Source organism: Cellulomonas sp. Marseille-Q8402, from assembly GCF_965119525.1.
The window spans coordinates 1892318-1907875 of the sequence record NZ_CBCPLX010000001.1 but is presented as its reverse complement, the minus strand read 5'-3'; the positions used below and the strand labels follow the sequence as shown (position 1 = coordinate 1907875).

The following is a 15558-nucleotide window of genomic DNA, read 5'->3' as shown; positions in this document are numbered from 1 at the left end:
GGCCCGGTCCGCGTCAGTCGGTCCAGGGGTGGACGAGGTCCTCGGCGTCCCGTGCCGGCGTCGTCCCGCCGGCCCGGGTGCGGACGGGTTCGGGCAGCCGGCTCCGGCCCCAGGCCGCCACGCCCGCGGCGACGCCGATCAGCACCACGCCCACGAGCAGCGCCGCCAGCCACAGGTCCAGCACGAGGGACAGGCCGACGACCGCGGCCGTCACCAGCAGGGCCAGGCCGAAGACCGTCAGCAGCAGGGCGACGGCGAACGCCAGTGCGCTCGGCCGGACCTCGACGGCGCGGGCCCGCACCGACCTCAGGACCGAGTCCACCTCGGCCTGCACGGACCGGCGGACCCGGTCCTCGACCTGCTCGATGCGCTCGCGCGTGCGCTCGGCGATCGGCTCGGCGAACCGGCTGAACAGCCCGGCCCTGCGCGGCTCCTCCTCGGCGTCGGTCACGGCGTCCTCCTCGACTCCAGTCCTGCTCCGCTCGCCCGTCGCCGCCCACCCTAGCCACCGGTCGCTTGCCAGGTGGTGTCCCGGTTTGCGAGGGTCGACACGTCTGCCGGTCGATCGAGCAAGGGGATGTGCGTGCAGGAACCCGTGCTCATGGCACCCGGTGACCCGGTCGACCTCGACAGCTGCGCGCGCGAGCCCATCCACATCCCGGGTTCCGTCCAGCCCCGCGGCGTGCTGCTGCTGGTGCAGGACGCCGGCTCGGTGGTCCTGCAGTGCTCGGCGAACGTCGAGACGGTCCTCGGCCGGCCCGTGCAGCAGGTGCTGGGTGCCACGCTCGCGGACGTGCTCGGGGTGCCCGCCGCGCGCGTGGTGCTGGAGCAGCTGGCGGCCGTGCCCGACCACCGCACCCGCAACCCCGGGCTGGTCCACGTCGAGGTCGGCGACCGGGACGTCGTGCTGGACGTGGTGGTGCACCGACCGCCGCCCGCGACGGCGTCCGACCCGGGAGAGGTGTTCGTCGTCGAGCTCGAGGTCGCCGACGGCCCGCGGCCCCTGACCTACGGCAGCACCTACGAGAGCGTCCGCGACGCCATCGCCGACCTGAACCGCGTCGGCGCGCTGACCGAGCTGTACGACGTCGCGGCCCGGCACGTGCGCCGGCTCACCGGGTTCGACCGCGTGATGATCTACCGGTTCGACGACGAGTACAACGGCGAGGTGGTCGCGGAGGCCCGCCGCGCCGACCTCGAGCCGTTCCTCGGCCTGCACTACCCGGCGTCCGACATCCCGCCCCAGGCGCGCGCGATGTACGAGAAGAGCTGGATCCGGCTGATCTCGGACGTCGAGTACACGCCGGTGCCGGTCGTGCCGACGGACGTGCCGCTGACCGGGCAGCCGCTGGACCTGACCTACGCCACCCTGCGCAGCGTCTCGCCCATCCACTGCGAGTACCTGCGCAACATGGGCGTGCGCGCGTCGATGTCCATCTCGCTGCTCCGCGACGGCCGGCTCTGGGGCATGGTGGCCTGCCACCACTACGCGGGCCCGCACGCCCCCTCCTACGGCGTGCGCGCCGCGGCCGAGTTCCTCGGCGTCGCGCTGTCCGCGCGTCTGGTCGCGCAGGTCGAGGAGGACCTGCTCGCTGAGTCGCGGCGGGCCTCCGGCGTGCTCGCGCGGCTGGTCTCCGCGAGCCGCGACGAGGACGTGCGCCTCTCCCAGGCCCTGACCCGCACGGACGACCTGCTGACGCTCGTGCCCGCCGACGGCGTCGTGGTCAGCGCCGGAGGGGACCTGGTGACGCGCGGCCGGGTGCCGGACGCTGCTGCCTGCCGTGCGCTCGCCGCCTGGGCCGCGCGCATCGGGGACCAGGTGGTCGCCACCGACCAGCTGCCCGCCGAGCCCGGCGCGCCGGCCGTTCCCGGGGTGGCCGGAGCGCTGGCGCTCGCGCTGCCCGACGGCGGGTCCGTGGTCTGGCTCCGGGACGAGGTCGTGCGGACCGTCGACTGGGGCGGCGACCCGCACCACAAGATGATCGAGGTGCCGGACGGTGCCGGGACGCGGCTCGGCCCGCGGCAGTCGTTCGACCTGTGGCGGGAGCAGGTGCGCGGCCGCTCGACGCCGTGGGACGACCGGCACGCCGGCAACGCGGCGGACCTGCGCGGCCACCTGGTCGAGGCGCTGTTCCGGCGCGGTCAGGCCGAGGTGCTCGCCGCCCGCGCGCTGCAGCGCACGCTCCTGCCGACGAGCCTGCCGGTGGTCGAGGGCTGGGCCCTCGACGCCCGGTACCAGCCGTCGGGCACCGGTGAGGTCGGCGGCGACTGGTACGACGTGCTCGCGCTCGCGGACGGCCGGCTCGCCCTGACCGTCGGCGACGTCGCGGGCCACGGGCTGCCGACGGCCGCCGCGATGGGCCAGCTGCGCAACGCGACCCGGGCCTTCCTGCTCGACTCGGCGCCGCCCGCGGTCGTGCTGTCCCGGGTCGGGGCGCTGGCGCGGTGGACCCTGCCGGGGCAGATGGCGACCATGGTGCTGGCGGTGCTCGACCCGACGACCGGCGACGTGGAGTACGCCACGGCCGGGCACCTGCCGCCGCTCGTGGTCCGGGCGGACGGCGCGGCCGCGTGGGAGCCGGTGCAGGGCTCGCCGTTGATCGGGCTGCTGGACGGCGAGCCGCCGTCGTCGCGGACCGCGCTCGGGCCGGGCGACGCGCTGCTGCTGGTCACCGACGGCGTGCTGGAGCGGCGCGGCGAGTCGCTGCGGGTCACGCTGGACCGCGTCGCGGGCGCGGCCGGCCGGCCGGAGCCGGGTGCGCTCGACGCCCTGGTGGGCCGCCTGCGCGACCCGGCGTCGGAGGACGACGCGACCGTCGTCCTGCTGACCCGGCGCTGACCCGCCGCTGACCCGCCGGACCGCCGGGCACACCCGACCCGGACGGTCAGCCGCCCAGGAGGTCGGCGAACGAGGGGGCGTCGGCGAACGGGTCCTGCGGGCCGCGCGGCCCGCGGGCGGCGACGGTCGCGGCGAGCTCGGCGCCCGCGCGGCGGATCCGGGCGGGCAGCGGGCTGGGCTCGCCGGCGGTGCTGCCGGTGGCCCAGTCGTCCGTCGCCGCGAACACCGAGGTGGTCGCGACGTCGGCCCGCAGGTAGGTGAACAGCGGGCGCATCGAGTACTCGATGGCCAGGGAGTGCCGGGCCGTGCCGCCGGTCGCGCCGAGCAGCACGGGCAGCCCGACGATGCCGTCCTTGTCGAGGATGTCGACGAACGACTTGAACAGGCCGGAGTAGGTGGTGGTGAACAGCGGGGTCACGGCGATCAGCGCGTCGGCTCCGGTCACGGCCTCGATCACCTCGGCCAGCGCGGGGCTGGGCACGCCGGTCAGCATCGCGTTGACGATGTCGTGCGCGTGGTCGCGCAGCTCGACGACCCGGACCTCGGGTCGCTGGCCGCGGTCGGCGAGCTCGGTGGCGGTCGCCTCGGCGAGCCGGTCGGCGAGGAGGCGGGTGGACGACGGCTGGCCGAGGCCGGCCGACAGCGCGACGATCCTGCGCTCGGTCATGGGAGGTGCTCCTTCAGGTCCTGCGTGAGTCGTGCGTGGGGTGCCGGGTGGAAGGTTCCGACGGACTCGCCGGCGGCGTGTCGGTCGGGACCTTCCACCCGACGGGGGTGCTGGACGATCAGAGGCCGAACGCGGCGCCCTGTCGGGTGACCGCGTCGGCGGCCGCGGTGTCGTCCTCGGCGGTCTTCCCGGTCCAGTGGTCGGCGGCCGCGACGGACTGCTCGTGCACAGTGCCGGCGGCGCGGGCCTGTGCGACGCGCTCGGCGTGCGTCGGCGGGCCGGACGGCACGTCGGCCGGGCGGTCGGACTCCATCTCCTTGCGGAGCACGGGCACGACCTCGCCGCCGAGGATGTCGAGCTGCTCGAGGACCGTCTTGAGCGGCAGGCCCGCGTGGTCGATGAGGAACAGCTGCCGCTGGTAGTGGCCGATGTCGTGGCGCATGGCGGCGTACCGGTCGATGACCTGCTGCGGCGAGCCCACCGTGAGCGGGGTCTGCGCCGAGAAGTCCTCGAGCGACGGGCCGTGGCCGTAGACCGGGGCGTTGTCGAAGTACGGGCGGAACTCGTCCACCGCGTCCTGCGAGTTCTTCCGCATGAACACCTGGCCGCCGAGGCCGACGATCGCCTGGTCCGCGCGGCCGTGGCCGTAGTGCTCGAACCGCTGGCGGTAGAACTGCACCATCTGCCGGGTGTGGCTCATCGGCCAGAAGATGTTGTTGTGGAAGAAGCCGTCACCGTAGTAGGCGGCCTGCTCGGCGATCTCGGGGCTGCGGATGGAGCCGTGCCACACGAACGGCGGCACGCCGTCCAGCGGCCGCGGGGTGGAGGTGAAGCCCTGCAGCGGGGTGCGGAACTTGCCCTCCCAGTCCACGACCTCCTCGGTCCAGAGGCGGCGCAGCAGCGCGTAGTTCTCGATGGCGAGCGGGATGCCCTGGCGGATGTCCTGGCCGAACCACGGGTAGACCGGCCCGGTGTTGCCGCGGCCCATCATGAGGTCCATCCGGCCGTCGGAGATCACCTGGAGCATCGCGTACTCCTCGGCCAGCCGGACCGGGTCGTTGGTGGTGATCAGCGTGGTGGCCGTCGACAGCACGATGTCCTTCGTGCGGCCGGCCAGGTAGCCGAGCATCGTCGTCGGGGACGAGGCCACGAACGGCGGGTTGTGGTGCTCGCCGGTCGCGAAGACGTCGAGGCCGACCTCCTCCGCGTGCTGGGCGATCGTCAGGATCGACCGGACGCGCTCGGTGTCGTCGGGCGCCCGGCCCGTGTGCGGGTCAGGGGTGATGTCGCTGACCGTGAAGACTCCGAACTGCATCTCGCGCTCCTCAAGTCGATGCGTTTGCATGTACTTGCGCCCCAACGGGCCGGAGCGCGGATCTATTCCGCGGGCGTACCGACGTCCTCGCGGGCGCCCCGGAGCGACGCCTTCCGGGTCACCAGGTGCAGCACCAGCCCGACGGCGAGCAGGACCCCGGCCAGCGCCCAGTGCCGCGCCTGCTGCTGGGTGAGCAGCACCAGGCAGGTGACGATCGCCAGCACCGGCAGGGCCGTCCACGCCCGGAAGTGCTCGTGCGCCACGCGGTCGCGGCGGAGCACGAGGACGGCGACGTTGGTGCTGAGGAAGACGAAGAGCAGCAGCAGGACGACGGTCGACGCGAGGTCCACCAGCTCGCCCGTAGCGGCCAGCACCATGGCGACGACCGTGGTCACCACGATCGCGACCCACGGCGTCTGCCGGCCCGGCAGGACCCGGCCGAGCACGGGCGGCAGCAGACCCTCCCGGGCCATGCCGTAGGTGAGGCGGCTGGCCATGATCATCGTGAGCAGCGCGCCGTTCGCCACGGCGACGAGGGCGACGGCGGAGAACACCTCGAGCGGGATCCCGCCCGCCACGCGCACGACCTCGAGCAGCGGCCCGCTGGACGCGGCGAGGTCCTCCGGGGCGACGACGGCCGGCGCCACCAGGCCGACCAGCAGGTAGACGACACCCGCCGCGAGCAGGGCGCCGAACAGCGCGCGCGGGTAGACCCGGCGGACGTCGGTGACCTCCTCCGCGAGGTTGGCCGAGGTCTCGAAGCCGACGAACGAGTAGAACGCGATCAGCGCCCCGCCCAGGACCGCCGCGGCCCACGACGTCTCCGCCGGGAGCTCGAGCACCCGGCCCGGGTCGCCGTCCCCGCGGCCGAGCACCACGGCGCCGAGCACGACGACCAGCACCAGGCCGCTCAGCTCGATCACCGTCATGACGACGTTGGCCCGCAGGGACTCCCGGATGCCGCGCGCGTTCAGCGCCGCGACCAGCGCGAGGAACACCAGCGCCGTCGGTACCGGCGGCACGTCCAGGAACACCGACAGGTAGTCCCCGCCGAACGCCAGCGCGAGGCCGGCGGCCGAGGTCACGCCCGCGGCGAGCATGCAGAACCCGACGAGGAACGACACCAGCGGGCTGCCGAAGGCGCGCTGCGCGTACACCGCCGAACCGCCGGCTCGCGGGTACTTGGTGACCAGCTCGGCGTACGACGCCGCGGTCAGCAGAGCCATGCCCAGCGCGACCAGCAGCGGCAGCCAGATGGCGCCACCCGCCTCCGCGCCGAGCTCGCCGACGAGCGCGTAGACGCCCGCGCCGAGGACGTCGCCCAGGATGAACAGGAACAGCAGCGGGCCGGTCACGGCGCGGCGCAGGCCGGGGGAGCGCTGCTCGGTCGAGGTGTCGGTGTCGGTCACCCGCCCGAGTATCGGGGCGGTCCCGCGGGCTCGCCCGTCGAGCGCCGGCCGAGGCGCGCGGCGGGGTTGTGACGGGGTGCACACCGGCCGCGGGGAAGCGCTCACCTGCGGGCACGCGTTGACGATGGTGAGGGTGCGGTCGCTGACCGCACCACCGGCGACCTGCCGCGTCGACGACGCCGGGACCCGCCCGCGCCACCGCCTCGTCGCGCCATCGCGCCACCATCCCGCCACGGGCCCCGCCCGCCGCGGCACCCGTGCCCCGCGCACGCACCTGCACGTCGTACCGCAGTCCGGGCGTCGACGACCTCGCGCCCGCCAGCAGGGGGATCCCACCATGCCGTCCGACCCGTCCCACGGGCGTGCCCTCGCGCGCGCCCGCACGTCCCTGACCGTCCTCGTCGCGGTCGTCGTCCTCCTCGCCGGGGCCCGGCCCGCGGCGGCGGCCCCACCGGCCGACGACCCCGGCTTCCGCCTCGGCGCGCACGTCGACCGGGGGACCGCCACCGGCACGGCCGCCGCGGTCGCCGGGTTCGAGGACGCGATCGGCCGCCGCCTCGACGTGCACCGCTGGTACAGCCGCTGGGACGACGCCCAGCCCGCGCAGCCGGTCGTCGACTCGGTCGCCCGTGGCCGGACGCCGCTGCTGTCGATCTGGCCCCGCCGCCTGGACGGGTCGGTGGTGCCGTGGGCCTCGATCGCCCGCGGGGACGTGGACGCCGACATCCGGCGGCAGGCCGCGGGCGTCGCGGCGCTCGGCGTGCCCGTGTACCTGGCGCTGCACCACGAGGCCGACATCGCGGAGGGCTGGGGCACGCCGGCGGAGTTCCGCGCCGCCTGGCGGCACTACGTGCAGGTGTTCCGGGACGCGGGCGTGCCGGACGTGCGCTGGACCTGGATCGTCACGCCGGGCAGCTTCGGGTCCGCGCCGTCGACCGCGGGGGCCGACGCCTCCTACCCCGGCGACGACGTCGTCGACCGCGTCGGCCTGGATGCCTACAACTGGTCCGGGTGCGCGCCGGGCAAGCCGGCGGCGTGGCGGTCGCTCGCCGAGGTCGTCGGGCCGTTCCGGCGGTGGGCGGAGGCGCGCGGGAAGACGCCGCTGCTGGCGGAGTTCGGCACGGCGGCCGACCCCGCGGACCCGGCGCGCCGCGCGGCGTGGCTGACGGACGCCGTGGCGTACCTCCGGGCGTGGCCGGGGCTGGACGTCGCCTCGTCCTTCGAGGGCACCGGGACGTGCCCGTGGGCGGTCGCCGGCTCCGCGTCCGCGCGCGTCGCGTACGCCGCGGCCGTCGGCGGTCCGGCGGCGTACGCGCGGCCGGTGGCGGCGCTGCTGCCGTCCGGCACCGTGGGTGCCGCACCATTCGCGGTGACCTTCGACCTGTCACGCAGCACCGGTGGCGGGGCGCCGACCGGCCAGGGGGTGGTGCGGTGGAGCCTCGACCTGGGTGACGGCACGGTCCGCAGCGGGACCGGGCAGCCCACCGCGATCGTGCACACCTACGCGGCGGGCACGCGCACCGCGCGGCTCACGGTCACGGACGCCGCGGGCCGCACCGCGACCGACTCCCGCGCGGTCGTCGTCGCCGCTCCGCCGGTCGTGACCGCCGCCGAGCGGGACGTCACCGGCACCACGGCGGGGCTCCGGGCGTGGGCCGACCCGCAGGGCCTGCCCGGTACGGTGCGGCTGAGCTGGGCCGTCGACGGCGGCGCGCAGGTGGGCCGGGTCGACCGCGCGGTGCCCGCCGCGACGTCGGCGCAGGCCGTCGCGCACGACCTCACCGGGTTGCGGCCGGGGACCCGGTACCGGTGGACGGCGACGGCCACGACGACGGCGGGGACCACCGCGGTGAGCCGGACGTTCGACACCCCGGGGCCGCCGGAGGTCCGGGCGCTCGCGGCCACCGGGGTCGGCCGGACCGGCGCCACCGCGCAGCTGCGGGTGCACCCGCACGGTCTCGGCACGACGGTGCGCGTCGAGTGGGGTCCGGCCTGGGGGTCGCGCAGCGGCGACGTCGCGTTCGCGGCCGCGTCGTGGGAGCGGGCCGGGACGGTGGCGCTGACCGGGCTCGCGCCGGGGACGACCTACGCGTACCGGGTCGTGGCGACCAACGCGGCCGGGACGACGGTCGGTCCGGAGCAGGCGCTCACGACGGCGCCCTGACGGCGTGCGCCGTGTGCGCCGCATGGGCGACGGCCCCGCCCGCGGGTAACCTCGCGGGCGGGCCCGCGGCGCGCTCGGCGCCGCCCGCCCGCCTGATCTGGAGGACGCGTGGCCGACCCGTTGTCGAAGGTGTTCTCCGCGCTCGCGGACCCGCTGCGGCGGGACATCGTCGCCCGGCTCGCGTCCGGCGACGCGACCGTCGGGGAGCTCGCCGCGCCGTACGACGTCACCGTGCAGGCCGTCTCCAAGCACCTGCGCGTGCTCGAGGAGGCCGGGCTGGTCAGCCGGCGCCGGGAGGCGCAGCGCCGGCCGGTGCACCTCGAGGCCGACGTCTTCGACCTGATGACCATGTGGATCGAGCGGCACCGTCGCGAGGCCGAGTTCCGGTACCGCAGGCTCGACGAGGCCCTGCTGGCCGAGGCCGACGACCCGGGCGTCGAGCAGGCGCCGCGGGTGCGGACCGAGCGCGCCCCCCGCGTCCGGACCGAGAGCGAGCGGGTGTTCCAGCCCTGGGACCTCGGCGCGCGCGTCGTGCGCCCCGAGGACGCCCCGGGCTCCTGACGGGGCACGTCTTTCTCCGCGGAGGTCCGGGCGGGTCTGTCCGTAATCACCCTGTCTGGCCGGTTGATTCCCTCATGTCCGGGTCGGCCTGCGCCGATGGGGTCGGGGCGAGGGGCCCGACCATCCCACGAGGAGACACGTGTTCAGCCGTACCCGCACCACGTCCGCGCCCGCAGCCGCCGAGCTGTCCGAGGCGCGGGCCAACAACGACGCCGTCACCGCGGTCGTGCACGCGCTGGCCGACGCCCACACCTCCGAGGACGCCGTCCGCGTCGCGCTGGACGTGGTCCGGGAGCGCTTCGGCTGGGCGTACGGCTCCTACTGGCGCGTCGACGCGGACCGCGCCCTGCACTTCGTCCAGGAGTCCGGCGACGCCGGCGAGGAGTTCCGCCGCGTCACGCGGTCGGCGTCCTTCACGGAGGGCGTCGGGCTGTCCGGGCGCGCCTGGCGGACCCGCGGCCTCGTGTTCGTGGCGGACCTCGGCGAGCTGACCGACTGCGTGCGGGCGCCCGCCGCGCAGCGCGCCGGCGTCCGCTCCGGCATCTGCTTCCCGCTGCTGGAGGCCGGCGTCGTCACCGGCACGATGGACTTCTTCACCACCGAGACGCTCAGCCCGTCCGCCCAGCGGCTCGACACGCTGCGCAGCATCGGCGTCCTGGTGTCCCAGGCGATCGAGCGGGTGGCCGTCGCGGAGCGCCAGGCCGTCGCGGCGCAGGACATCGAGGCCGTGAGCCGGGTGATCCACGAGGTCACGAGCGCCCCGTCTGCGGAGGAGGCGCTCACCCGGGCGCTGACCGCGATCCGGCAGGGGTTCGACTGGGCGTACGCGTCCTACTGGCGGGTCGACCCGCAGGCCCGGGCGCTGCGGTTCGCGCAGGAGTCGGGTGACGCCGGCGCCGAGTTCCGCGAGGTCACGCGGGCCGCGTCATTCCGCGAGGGCGTCGGGCTGGCCGGCCGCGCGTGGCGCGCCCGCGACCTGGTGTTCGTGGCGGACCTCGGCGAGCTGACCGACTGCGTGCGGGCGCCCGCCGCCCAGCGCGTCGGCGTGAAGTCGGGCGTCTGCCTGCCGATCGTCGTCGACGGCCAGGTCACCGGGACCATGGACTTCTTCGCCACCGAGACGCTCGAGCTGTCCGACGGCCGCCGGGACGCGCTGCGCAACACCGCGTTCCTGGTCGGCCAGGCCCTGGAGCGGCACGCCGCCGCCACCAAGCTGCGGTCGGCGGGCGAGGAGCTGGTCACCTCGATCCAGGAGGTCGAGCGCAACGTGCTGGCCGCCACCACCGTCGCGCACGACGGCCAGCGGCTGACCCAGGAGGCGAACCGGGAGGTGGCCGGGCTGGGGGAGTCCAGCGCCGAGATCGGCCAGGTCGTCACCGTCATCCAGGGCATCGCCGCCCAGACCAACCTGCTCGCGCTCAACGCCACCATCGAGGCCGCGCGCGCCGGGGAGGCCGGCAAGGGGTTCGCCGTCGTCGCCGGGGAGGTCAAGGAGCTCGCGCAGGAGACCGCCGCCGCGACGACGCAGGTCGGGGACAAGGTGCAGAAGATCCAGCAGCAGGTCAGCGGCGTCATCACGTCGCTGGCCAAGATCGGCGGCGTCGTCGAGCGGATCAACGAGACGCAGCAGACCATCGGCGGGGTCCTGACGGAGCAGGTCGCCGTCACCCGCGCGATCCTCGACTGACCCAGCGCCGTCCGGAACCGTCGAGTGGAGAGTCCTGCCCGACACGCTCTGGCGCGTCGGGCAGGACTCTCCACCCAGCGCGGGGCTCAGCCCTCGTAGGCCCAGTGCCAGGGCTCGCGCGGGGTGTCCTCGACGAAGCCGTACCGGGCGCCGTTCGCGCGCATCCACGACTGCGCGGCGTCGTCGAGCTTCAGGTCGACCGCCATGCCCCAGCCGTGGTCGCTGGTACCCGGGACCGCCGCGAGACCGCCCTGCGAGTACAGGCCCTTGCGGGCGGCGACGTCGACCTGCGACTCGTACGAGCGGTACGAGTCGGTGATGCCGATGGTGACGCCGTCGCGCGCGGCGTCCGCGATCGCGCTCTGCAGGGCGTCGGCGGCGGGCGCCCACAGCCGGTGGCCCGTGTCGCCCACCTCGTGCAGGGCGTCGGCGGGGATCTGGCCGTTGCCGTAGGCGGCGAGCTCGACGGGGACCCCGTCGGCGTTCCGCTCGCCCGTGCTCGCCGCGGCACCGGTGCCGGCCGACGCGTCGACGGCCTGCGCGAGCGCCTGCGCGAACTGCGCCCCGCCGGTGCTCGTCGTGGTGGTCGCCGGCTGCAGCGAGCCGATGGTCGCCTGGATGGCGGCGATGCGCTGGCTGATCGCCGCGATGCCGTCGAGGCTCATGGTGCGGTCCTTCCCCCGGGGTGCTCCGGTTCCCATCGGCGCGGTGCACCGGCATCTGAGCGGGATCCGGGCGGGAACCGCCGGGATCCGGGCGGGATCCGCGGGCAGGACGCGACACGCGGGAACCGGAGCGCGGCCGTGTCGGTGGGCGTGCGTACCGTCGTCACCATGAGCAGCGGACGACACCTGTGCATCTGGTTCGAGGACGGCGACGGCGTCGAGGTCGTGTGCGTCTGCGGCGCCCGTGCCGTGACCGTGGTCGACGAGGAGACCGGCGAGCTGGTCGTGGTGGCACTGGAGGAGGAGCCGGCCCCGCTGGCCGTCTCCGCCTGAACCGAGGCCCGGCCCGGGCCGCGCGGACCAGCCCCGACCCGGCGTGTCGCGGGTCGCTCAGCCGACCGACACCCGGCGCAGCTCCGGCGTGAACCCGTAGAGCGCACCGTCGCGCTCACCCACCCACCAGGCGCCGCACATCATCGACGCGTCCTGCTCCTGCTCCGCCGGCCACCAGTCCGCGCGCAGCGTCGAGACCCGCCGGAAGTCCGCGGGGTCCGCGTCGGCCGGGCGCGGTGCGAGCGGCTGCTCGGCCGACACCGGCACGCAGTCCGCCGGGAGGTCGTCCAGGTCGGCGCGCATGGTGACGATGCGCTCGGCGCCCCCCGGACGGGCCTGGAGCCGCACGTCCGACGCGTCGTCCGGCACCCACGCCGGCAGCGCGGCACCGGCTTTCCCGTCGGCGCCCGTGGCGAACGTCGTCGCCGGTGCGGTCGGCTCCTGCCCGAGGGCCCCGGCGACCGCCCCGCCGCAGGCGCTGAGCGCGAGCACGGCGCCCGCCGCCACCGCGAGCACGCCCAGCAGGCGGCGCTCGGGCGTCCGGGCCGGGGTGCTGGTGAGGGGCGTCGTGTCCATGCCCTCGACGCTACGGAGCGGTGCCGCGGCGGGCGTCGGCTCGGGGGCCGGTTCTCCGCCGTGCCCGGTCCACCTGGGGGTGGAGGGGCCGTCATCCCCCGGTGGTGGCCCGCCGGGGTCAGGGCGGCGGCGCCGCCGGGGGAGCGGCGGGTGGTGCCGCCGGTGGCGGGGCAGCGGGGCCCGCGGACGGCACGATCGTCACCGTCGACCCGACGACGGTGCTGTCCGACGGGCTCTGCCGCACGACCGTCCCGGGCGGGGCGTCGCCGGGCTCCGGCGGTGCCACCTGGACGCGGAACCCGGCGGCCTCGAGCGCCCGGCGCGCGCTGCCCTCGTCGCGCCCGACCACCCCGGGCACCGGCACCTGCCGACCCAGCACCTCGTCCTGGCCGGCGGCGGCGAACGCGGGCACGGCCTGCCCCTCCAGGGTGCGGGTCATGAAGCCCTTCCAGATCGGCACCGCGACCGAGGAGCCGAACACGTTCCGGATGTACCGCCCGTTGATCACGACGCCCTGCATCGGCAGCATCGCGTCCGCGTGGCCGACCCAGATCGCCGTGGCGCGCACGGGCGTGTAGCCGACGAACCACGTGTGCTCGTTGTGCGAGGTCGTGCCGGTCTTGCCCGCGGACGGGAACGGCGGCGGGTCGGTCGCCGCGGTGCCGGACCACACGTTCTGCAGCGCGTGGTTGACCGCGTTCGCGATCCGGGGTTCGAGCGCGCCCGGGGTGCACGACGACGCGGGCACCGGCAGCGGGTTGCCGTCCCGGTCCACGACCGCGCCGCGATCGCGACGGGCGTGCAGTACGTGCCGCCCGACGCGAAGCCGGCGAACGCCGCCGCCATCGCCAGCGGGGCGACCGAGTTGGAGCCGAGGACGTTGGCGGGCAGCGTGTCGAACGAGCCGTCACCGGACTGGCCACCCGCCTTGTGGATGCCGAGCGCGGTCGCGGTGTCGAACACCCCGCAGAGGTCCACCTGCGAGGCGATCGCGATGTAGCCGGAGTTCACCGAGTTCCTGGTGGCGTCCAGCACCGACATCACGCCGCCGGACCGCGGGCCCTCCGCGTTGGCGAACCGGTACTCCGTGCGCGGGTCGAGCCGGGTGCACGGGGCGCTGAACTCGCCGAACCGGTAGGCGAACCGCGTCGCGTTCACCCGCTCGCTGAGGCTGTGCCCCTCCTTCAGCCACTGCGCCAGCGTGAACGGCTTGAAGGTCGACCCGGGCGGGAAGCCGCTGCCGCCGCCGTACCGGTGGTCGGTGTTGTAGTTGACCGCGGTCTCGCGCTCGCTCGTGCTCCTGGGTGTTGTTGTAGACGCGGTTCTGCGCCATCGAGGTGATGCGCCCGGTCCCCGGCTCGACCGTGACGAGCGTGGTGGCGACGCCGGACGGGTCGTCGACCGGGACGCCGTTCTTGAGGCTCCTCGTCGGCGATGGTCTGCTCGCGCGGGTCGAGCGTCGTGGTGATCGTCAGCCCGCCGCGGTACAGCCGCTCGACGCGCTCCTCCTCGGTCGCGCCGAACGCCGGGTCGTTGCGGACCACCTTGGTCACGTAGTCGCAGAAGTACCCCGACCCGCGCACGACCGCGTCGGCCGCCATGCAGCCGACCGGCCGGGTGTCCACGCGCAGGGTCGCGGCGAGCGGGACCGCGAGGCCGGCGGCCAGGCTCCTCGGCCGTGAGGTAGCCCTGGTCGTGCATCAGCCGCAGCACCAGGTCGCGGCGCTGCTGGGCGGTCTCGGGGTTGCGCACCGGGTCGTTCGCGGTCGGGCTCTGCGTGACCCCCGCGATCGTCGCGGCCTCCAGGTCGGTGAGGCTCGACGCCGGCTTGCTGAAGTACCGCTGCGCCGCCGCCTGGACGCCGTAGGTGTTCAGGCCGAACTGCGCGATGTTCAGGTAGCCCTCGAGGATCTGGTCCTTGGTCATCTCCTTCTCGAGCGCGATGGCCAGGCCTTGGCCTCCCGCAGGCTTGCGGGCGTACCCCTCGGCGCCCTCCGCCTCACGGGCCGCCTCCGCCGCGGCGTGGTCGCCCTCGCGGACCGCCTGCTCGATCAGCACGTTCTTGATGTACTGCTGCGTCAGCGTCGACGCGCCCTCGGTGCGCTGCGGGTGCTGCAGGTTGCGGACCAGCGCCCGCAGCATGCCCTCGGGGTCGATGCCGCCGTGCTGGTAGAACCGCTTGTCCTCGATCGCGATGACGGCCTCGCGCATGGGCTCGGCCACCGCGTCCAGGGGGACGACCTGCCGGTTCTCCGCCCAGAACGTCGCCAGCACCGTCGTGCCGTCCGCGGCCAGCACCGTCGACCGCTCGGACAGCGGCTGGCGCTCCAGGCTCGGTCGGCAGGTCCTCGAACGCCTCGACCGCGAGGTCCGTCGTCCCGTCCGCGACCGCCACCGTCGGCAGCACCAGCGCGGCGGTGAGCAGACCCCGAGGACCGCCGTCAGCACGAACGCCACCAGCAGCGCGACCGCCTTCGTGACGGACATGCGCCGTGAGCTCGGCCCCCGGCCCGGTGCCATGACGACACGGTAGGGCAGGGGGACCGGCCGCGCGCCCCTGCGCCGGGGGCAGTCATCCCCCGCGGATGAGGGCGCGCGGACGGGGTCAGAAGTCTCCGCCGCCGAAGTCCCCGCCGCCGAAGCCACCCCCGAAGTCCCCGCCGCCGAAGTCCCCGCCCCAGCCGCCGCCGTCGGCCGACACGTCGCCGCCGCCGTCGAAGCCGGCGTCCCCGCCCTCGGCCCCCGCGTCGCCCTCCGCGGCGTCGCCGCCCCCGTCGGACAGGTCGAACAGGCTGTCGGCGATGGCCGTGCCCACGAAGGCGCCGGCCACGCTGGCCAGCAGCGAGCCGGCGATCATGCCGCCCATCCCGACGCCGGCCCCGCCGCCGAAGCCACCCCGGCCGAAGCTCCGCTCGAGCGTGCCCGGCTGCCGCAGCTCGGCGCGGGTCGCCATCCGCGCGAGCGAGCGCGGGTCGTCGTCCGTCGAGCGCTCCGCTGCCGGCACCTCGGCGGACAGCCCGTCCAGCACCTGCCGGCGCTGCTCGGGCGTCAGCTGGGCGAACGCCTCGGCGTGCGCCTGCTCGATCGCGTCCGGCGGCGCGGTGCGCAGCAGGTAGCGGTACCGCTCGATCGCGGCCTGGTCGGGGTCGGCCGGAGCCGCGGGCGCACCGTACGCCGGCTCCGGCGCGTAGCGCTGCTGCCGGGGCTCACGGCCCAGCAGCCGGTCCAGGAAGCCCATGGTGCTCACCTCTCGTCGACGTCCCCCGGGGGAACGGCCCGGCGCGCGCACCGGTTCCCGCTCCCCTCGTCGCCAGCATCGCCGCACGCCCGGCACGTCGCCAC

Annotated in this window: 14 protein-coding genes and 1 pseudogene; 6 read left to right on the top strand and 9 right to left on the bottom strand. The window is 75.5% G+C overall.

Going from position 1 to position 15558, the window contains the following annotated elements:
- Positions 1-13: 13 nt before the first annotated feature.
- The gene (locus ACWPWW_RS08760; RefSeq protein ID WP_454049929.1) at positions 14-451 is read right to left on the bottom strand and encodes a phage holin family protein; all 438 of its coding nucleotides are present in this window, start codon (positions 449-451) and stop codon (positions 14-16) included.
- 126 nt (positions 452-577) lie between these two features.
- On the opposite strand from ACWPWW_RS08760, the gene ACWPWW_RS08755 reads away from it, so the two are divergent.
- Positions 578-2839: a SpoIIE family protein phosphatase gene (locus ACWPWW_RS08755; protein ID WP_454049928.1), complete on the top strand. Its 2262-nt coding sequence runs from the start codon at positions 578-580 to the stop codon at positions 2837-2839.
- 46 nt (positions 2840-2885) lie between these two features.
- On the opposite strand, the gene ACWPWW_RS08750 is transcribed toward ACWPWW_RS08755, so the two are convergent.
- From ACWPWW_RS08750 to ACWPWW_RS08740, 3 genes are all read right to left on the bottom strand, one after another.
- Positions 2886-3506 carry an FMN reductase gene (locus ACWPWW_RS08750; RefSeq protein ID WP_454049927.1) on the bottom strand — a complete coding sequence of 207 codons (621 nt, stop codon included), beginning with the start codon at positions 3504-3506 and terminating at the stop codon, positions 2886-2888.
- Between the two features lie 118 nt (positions 3507-3624).
- On the bottom strand, positions 3625-4821 hold the full coding sequence (locus ACWPWW_RS08745; protein ID WP_454049926.1) for an LLM class flavin-dependent oxidoreductase: 1197 nt from the start codon (positions 4819-4821) through the stop codon (positions 3625-3627).
- Between the two features lie 62 nt (positions 4822-4883).
- Entirely contained in the window at positions 4884-6230 is a 1347-nt protein-coding gene (locus ACWPWW_RS08740) for an APC family permease (protein WP_454049925.1), read from the bottom strand.
- A 337-nt stretch (positions 6231-6567) separates the two neighbouring features.
- Between ACWPWW_RS08740 and ACWPWW_RS08735 the strand changes: the two genes are divergently transcribed.
- From ACWPWW_RS08735 to ACWPWW_RS08720, 4 genes and pseudogenes are all read left to right on the top strand, one after another.
- Positions 6568-8394, top strand: a complete 1827-nt coding sequence (locus ACWPWW_RS08735) for a PKD domain-containing protein (RefSeq protein ID WP_454049924.1) — start codon at positions 6568-6570, stop codon at positions 8392-8394.
- A gap of 108 nt (positions 8395-8502) precedes the next feature.
- Entirely contained in the window at positions 8503-8955 is a 453-nt protein-coding gene (locus tag ACWPWW_RS08730; RefSeq protein ID WP_454049923.1) for an ArsR/SmtB family transcription factor, read from the top strand.
- 139 nt (positions 8956-9094) lie between these two features.
- Positions 9095-10135: pseudogene (locus ACWPWW_RS08725) on the top strand (GAF domain-containing protein); the annotation flags it as partial.
- Between the two features lie 87 nt (positions 10136-10222).
- Positions 10223-10642, top strand: coding sequence for a methyl-accepting chemotaxis protein (locus ACWPWW_RS08720; protein ID WP_454050425.1), 420 nt, complete (start codon positions 10223-10225; stop codon positions 10640-10642).
- Positions 10643-10728: 86 nt separating this feature from the next.
- Here the strand turns inward: ACWPWW_RS08720 and ACWPWW_RS08715 are convergent, their stop codons facing one another.
- Positions 10729-11307, bottom strand: a complete 579-nt coding sequence (locus ACWPWW_RS08715; RefSeq protein WP_454049922.1) for a M15 family metallopeptidase — start codon at positions 11305-11307, stop codon at positions 10729-10731.
- A gap of 168 nt (positions 11308-11475) precedes the next feature.
- Between ACWPWW_RS08715 and ACWPWW_RS08710 the strand changes: the two genes are divergently transcribed.
- Complete coding sequence (locus tag ACWPWW_RS08710; RefSeq protein WP_454049921.1) at positions 11476-11640, top strand: hypothetical protein; 165 nt, start codon at positions 11476-11478, stop codon at positions 11638-11640.
- Positions 11641-11697: 57 nt separating this feature from the next.
- Here the strand turns inward: ACWPWW_RS08710 and ACWPWW_RS08705 are convergent, their stop codons facing one another.
- From ACWPWW_RS08705 to ACWPWW_RS08690, 4 genes are all read right to left on the bottom strand, one after another.
- Positions 11698-12216 (bottom strand): hypothetical protein, encoded by a 519-nt coding sequence (locus ACWPWW_RS08705; RefSeq protein ID WP_454049920.1) that lies wholly within the window; start codon positions 12214-12216, stop codon positions 11698-11700.
- A gap of 118 nt (positions 12217-12334) precedes the next feature.
- Positions 12335-12784, bottom strand: coding sequence for a PASTA domain-containing protein (locus tag ACWPWW_RS08700; RefSeq protein ID WP_454049919.1), 450 nt, complete (start codon positions 12782-12784; stop codon positions 12335-12337).
- The gene (locus tag ACWPWW_RS08695; RefSeq protein WP_454049918.1) at positions 12721-14703 is read right to left on the bottom strand and encodes a transglycosylase domain-containing protein; all 1983 of its coding nucleotides are present in this window, start codon (positions 14701-14703) and stop codon (positions 12721-12723) included. Before ACWPWW_RS08695 ends, ACWPWW_RS08700 begins: the two co-directional genes overlap by 64 nt.
- 118 nt (positions 14704-14821) lie before the next feature.
- Positions 14822-15454: a hypothetical protein gene (locus tag ACWPWW_RS08690; protein ID WP_454049917.1), complete on the bottom strand. Its 633-nt coding sequence runs from the start codon at positions 15452-15454 to the stop codon at positions 14822-14824.
- Between the last annotated feature and the right edge of the window lie 104 nt (positions 15455-15558).

What these genes read in the sequence shown, in the direction of transcription:
- ACWPWW_RS08755 (WP_454049928.1), top strand. Translation starts at nt 578, where the DNA reads ATGTGCGTGCAGGAACCCGTGCTCATGGCACCCGGTGACCCGGTCGAC.
- ACWPWW_RS08750 (WP_454049927.1), bottom strand. Translation starts at nt 3,506, where the DNA reads ATGACCGAGCGCAGGATCGTCGCGCTGTCGGCCGGCCTCGGCCAGCCG.
- ACWPWW_RS08745 (WP_454049926.1), bottom strand. Translation starts at nt 4,821, where the DNA reads ATGCAGTTCGGAGTCTTCACGGTCAGCGACATCACCCCTGACCCGCAC.
- ACWPWW_RS08735 (WP_454049924.1), top strand. Translation starts at nt 6,568, where the DNA reads ATGCCGTCCGACCCGTCCCACGGGCGTGCCCTCGCGCGCGCCCGCACG.
- ACWPWW_RS08715 (WP_454049922.1), bottom strand. Translation starts at nt 11,307, where the DNA reads ATGAGCCTCGACGGCATCGCGGCGATCAGCCAGCGCATCGCCGCCATC.
- ACWPWW_RS08710 (WP_454049921.1), top strand. Translation starts at nt 11,476, where the DNA reads ATGAGCAGCGGACGACACCTGTGCATCTGGTTCGAGGACGGCGACGGC.
- ACWPWW_RS08705 (WP_454049920.1), bottom strand. Translation starts at nt 12,216, where the DNA reads ATGGACACGACGCCCCTCACCAGCACCCCGGCCCGGACGCCCGAGCGC.
- ACWPWW_RS08695 (WP_454049918.1), bottom strand. Translation starts at nt 14,703, where the DNA reads ATGTCCGTCACGAAGGCGGTCGCGCTGCTGGTGGCGTTCGTGCTGACG.
- ACWPWW_RS08690 (WP_454049917.1), bottom strand. Translation starts at nt 15,454, where the DNA reads ATGGGCTTCCTGGACCGGCTGCTGGGCCGTGAGCCCCGGCAGCAGCGC.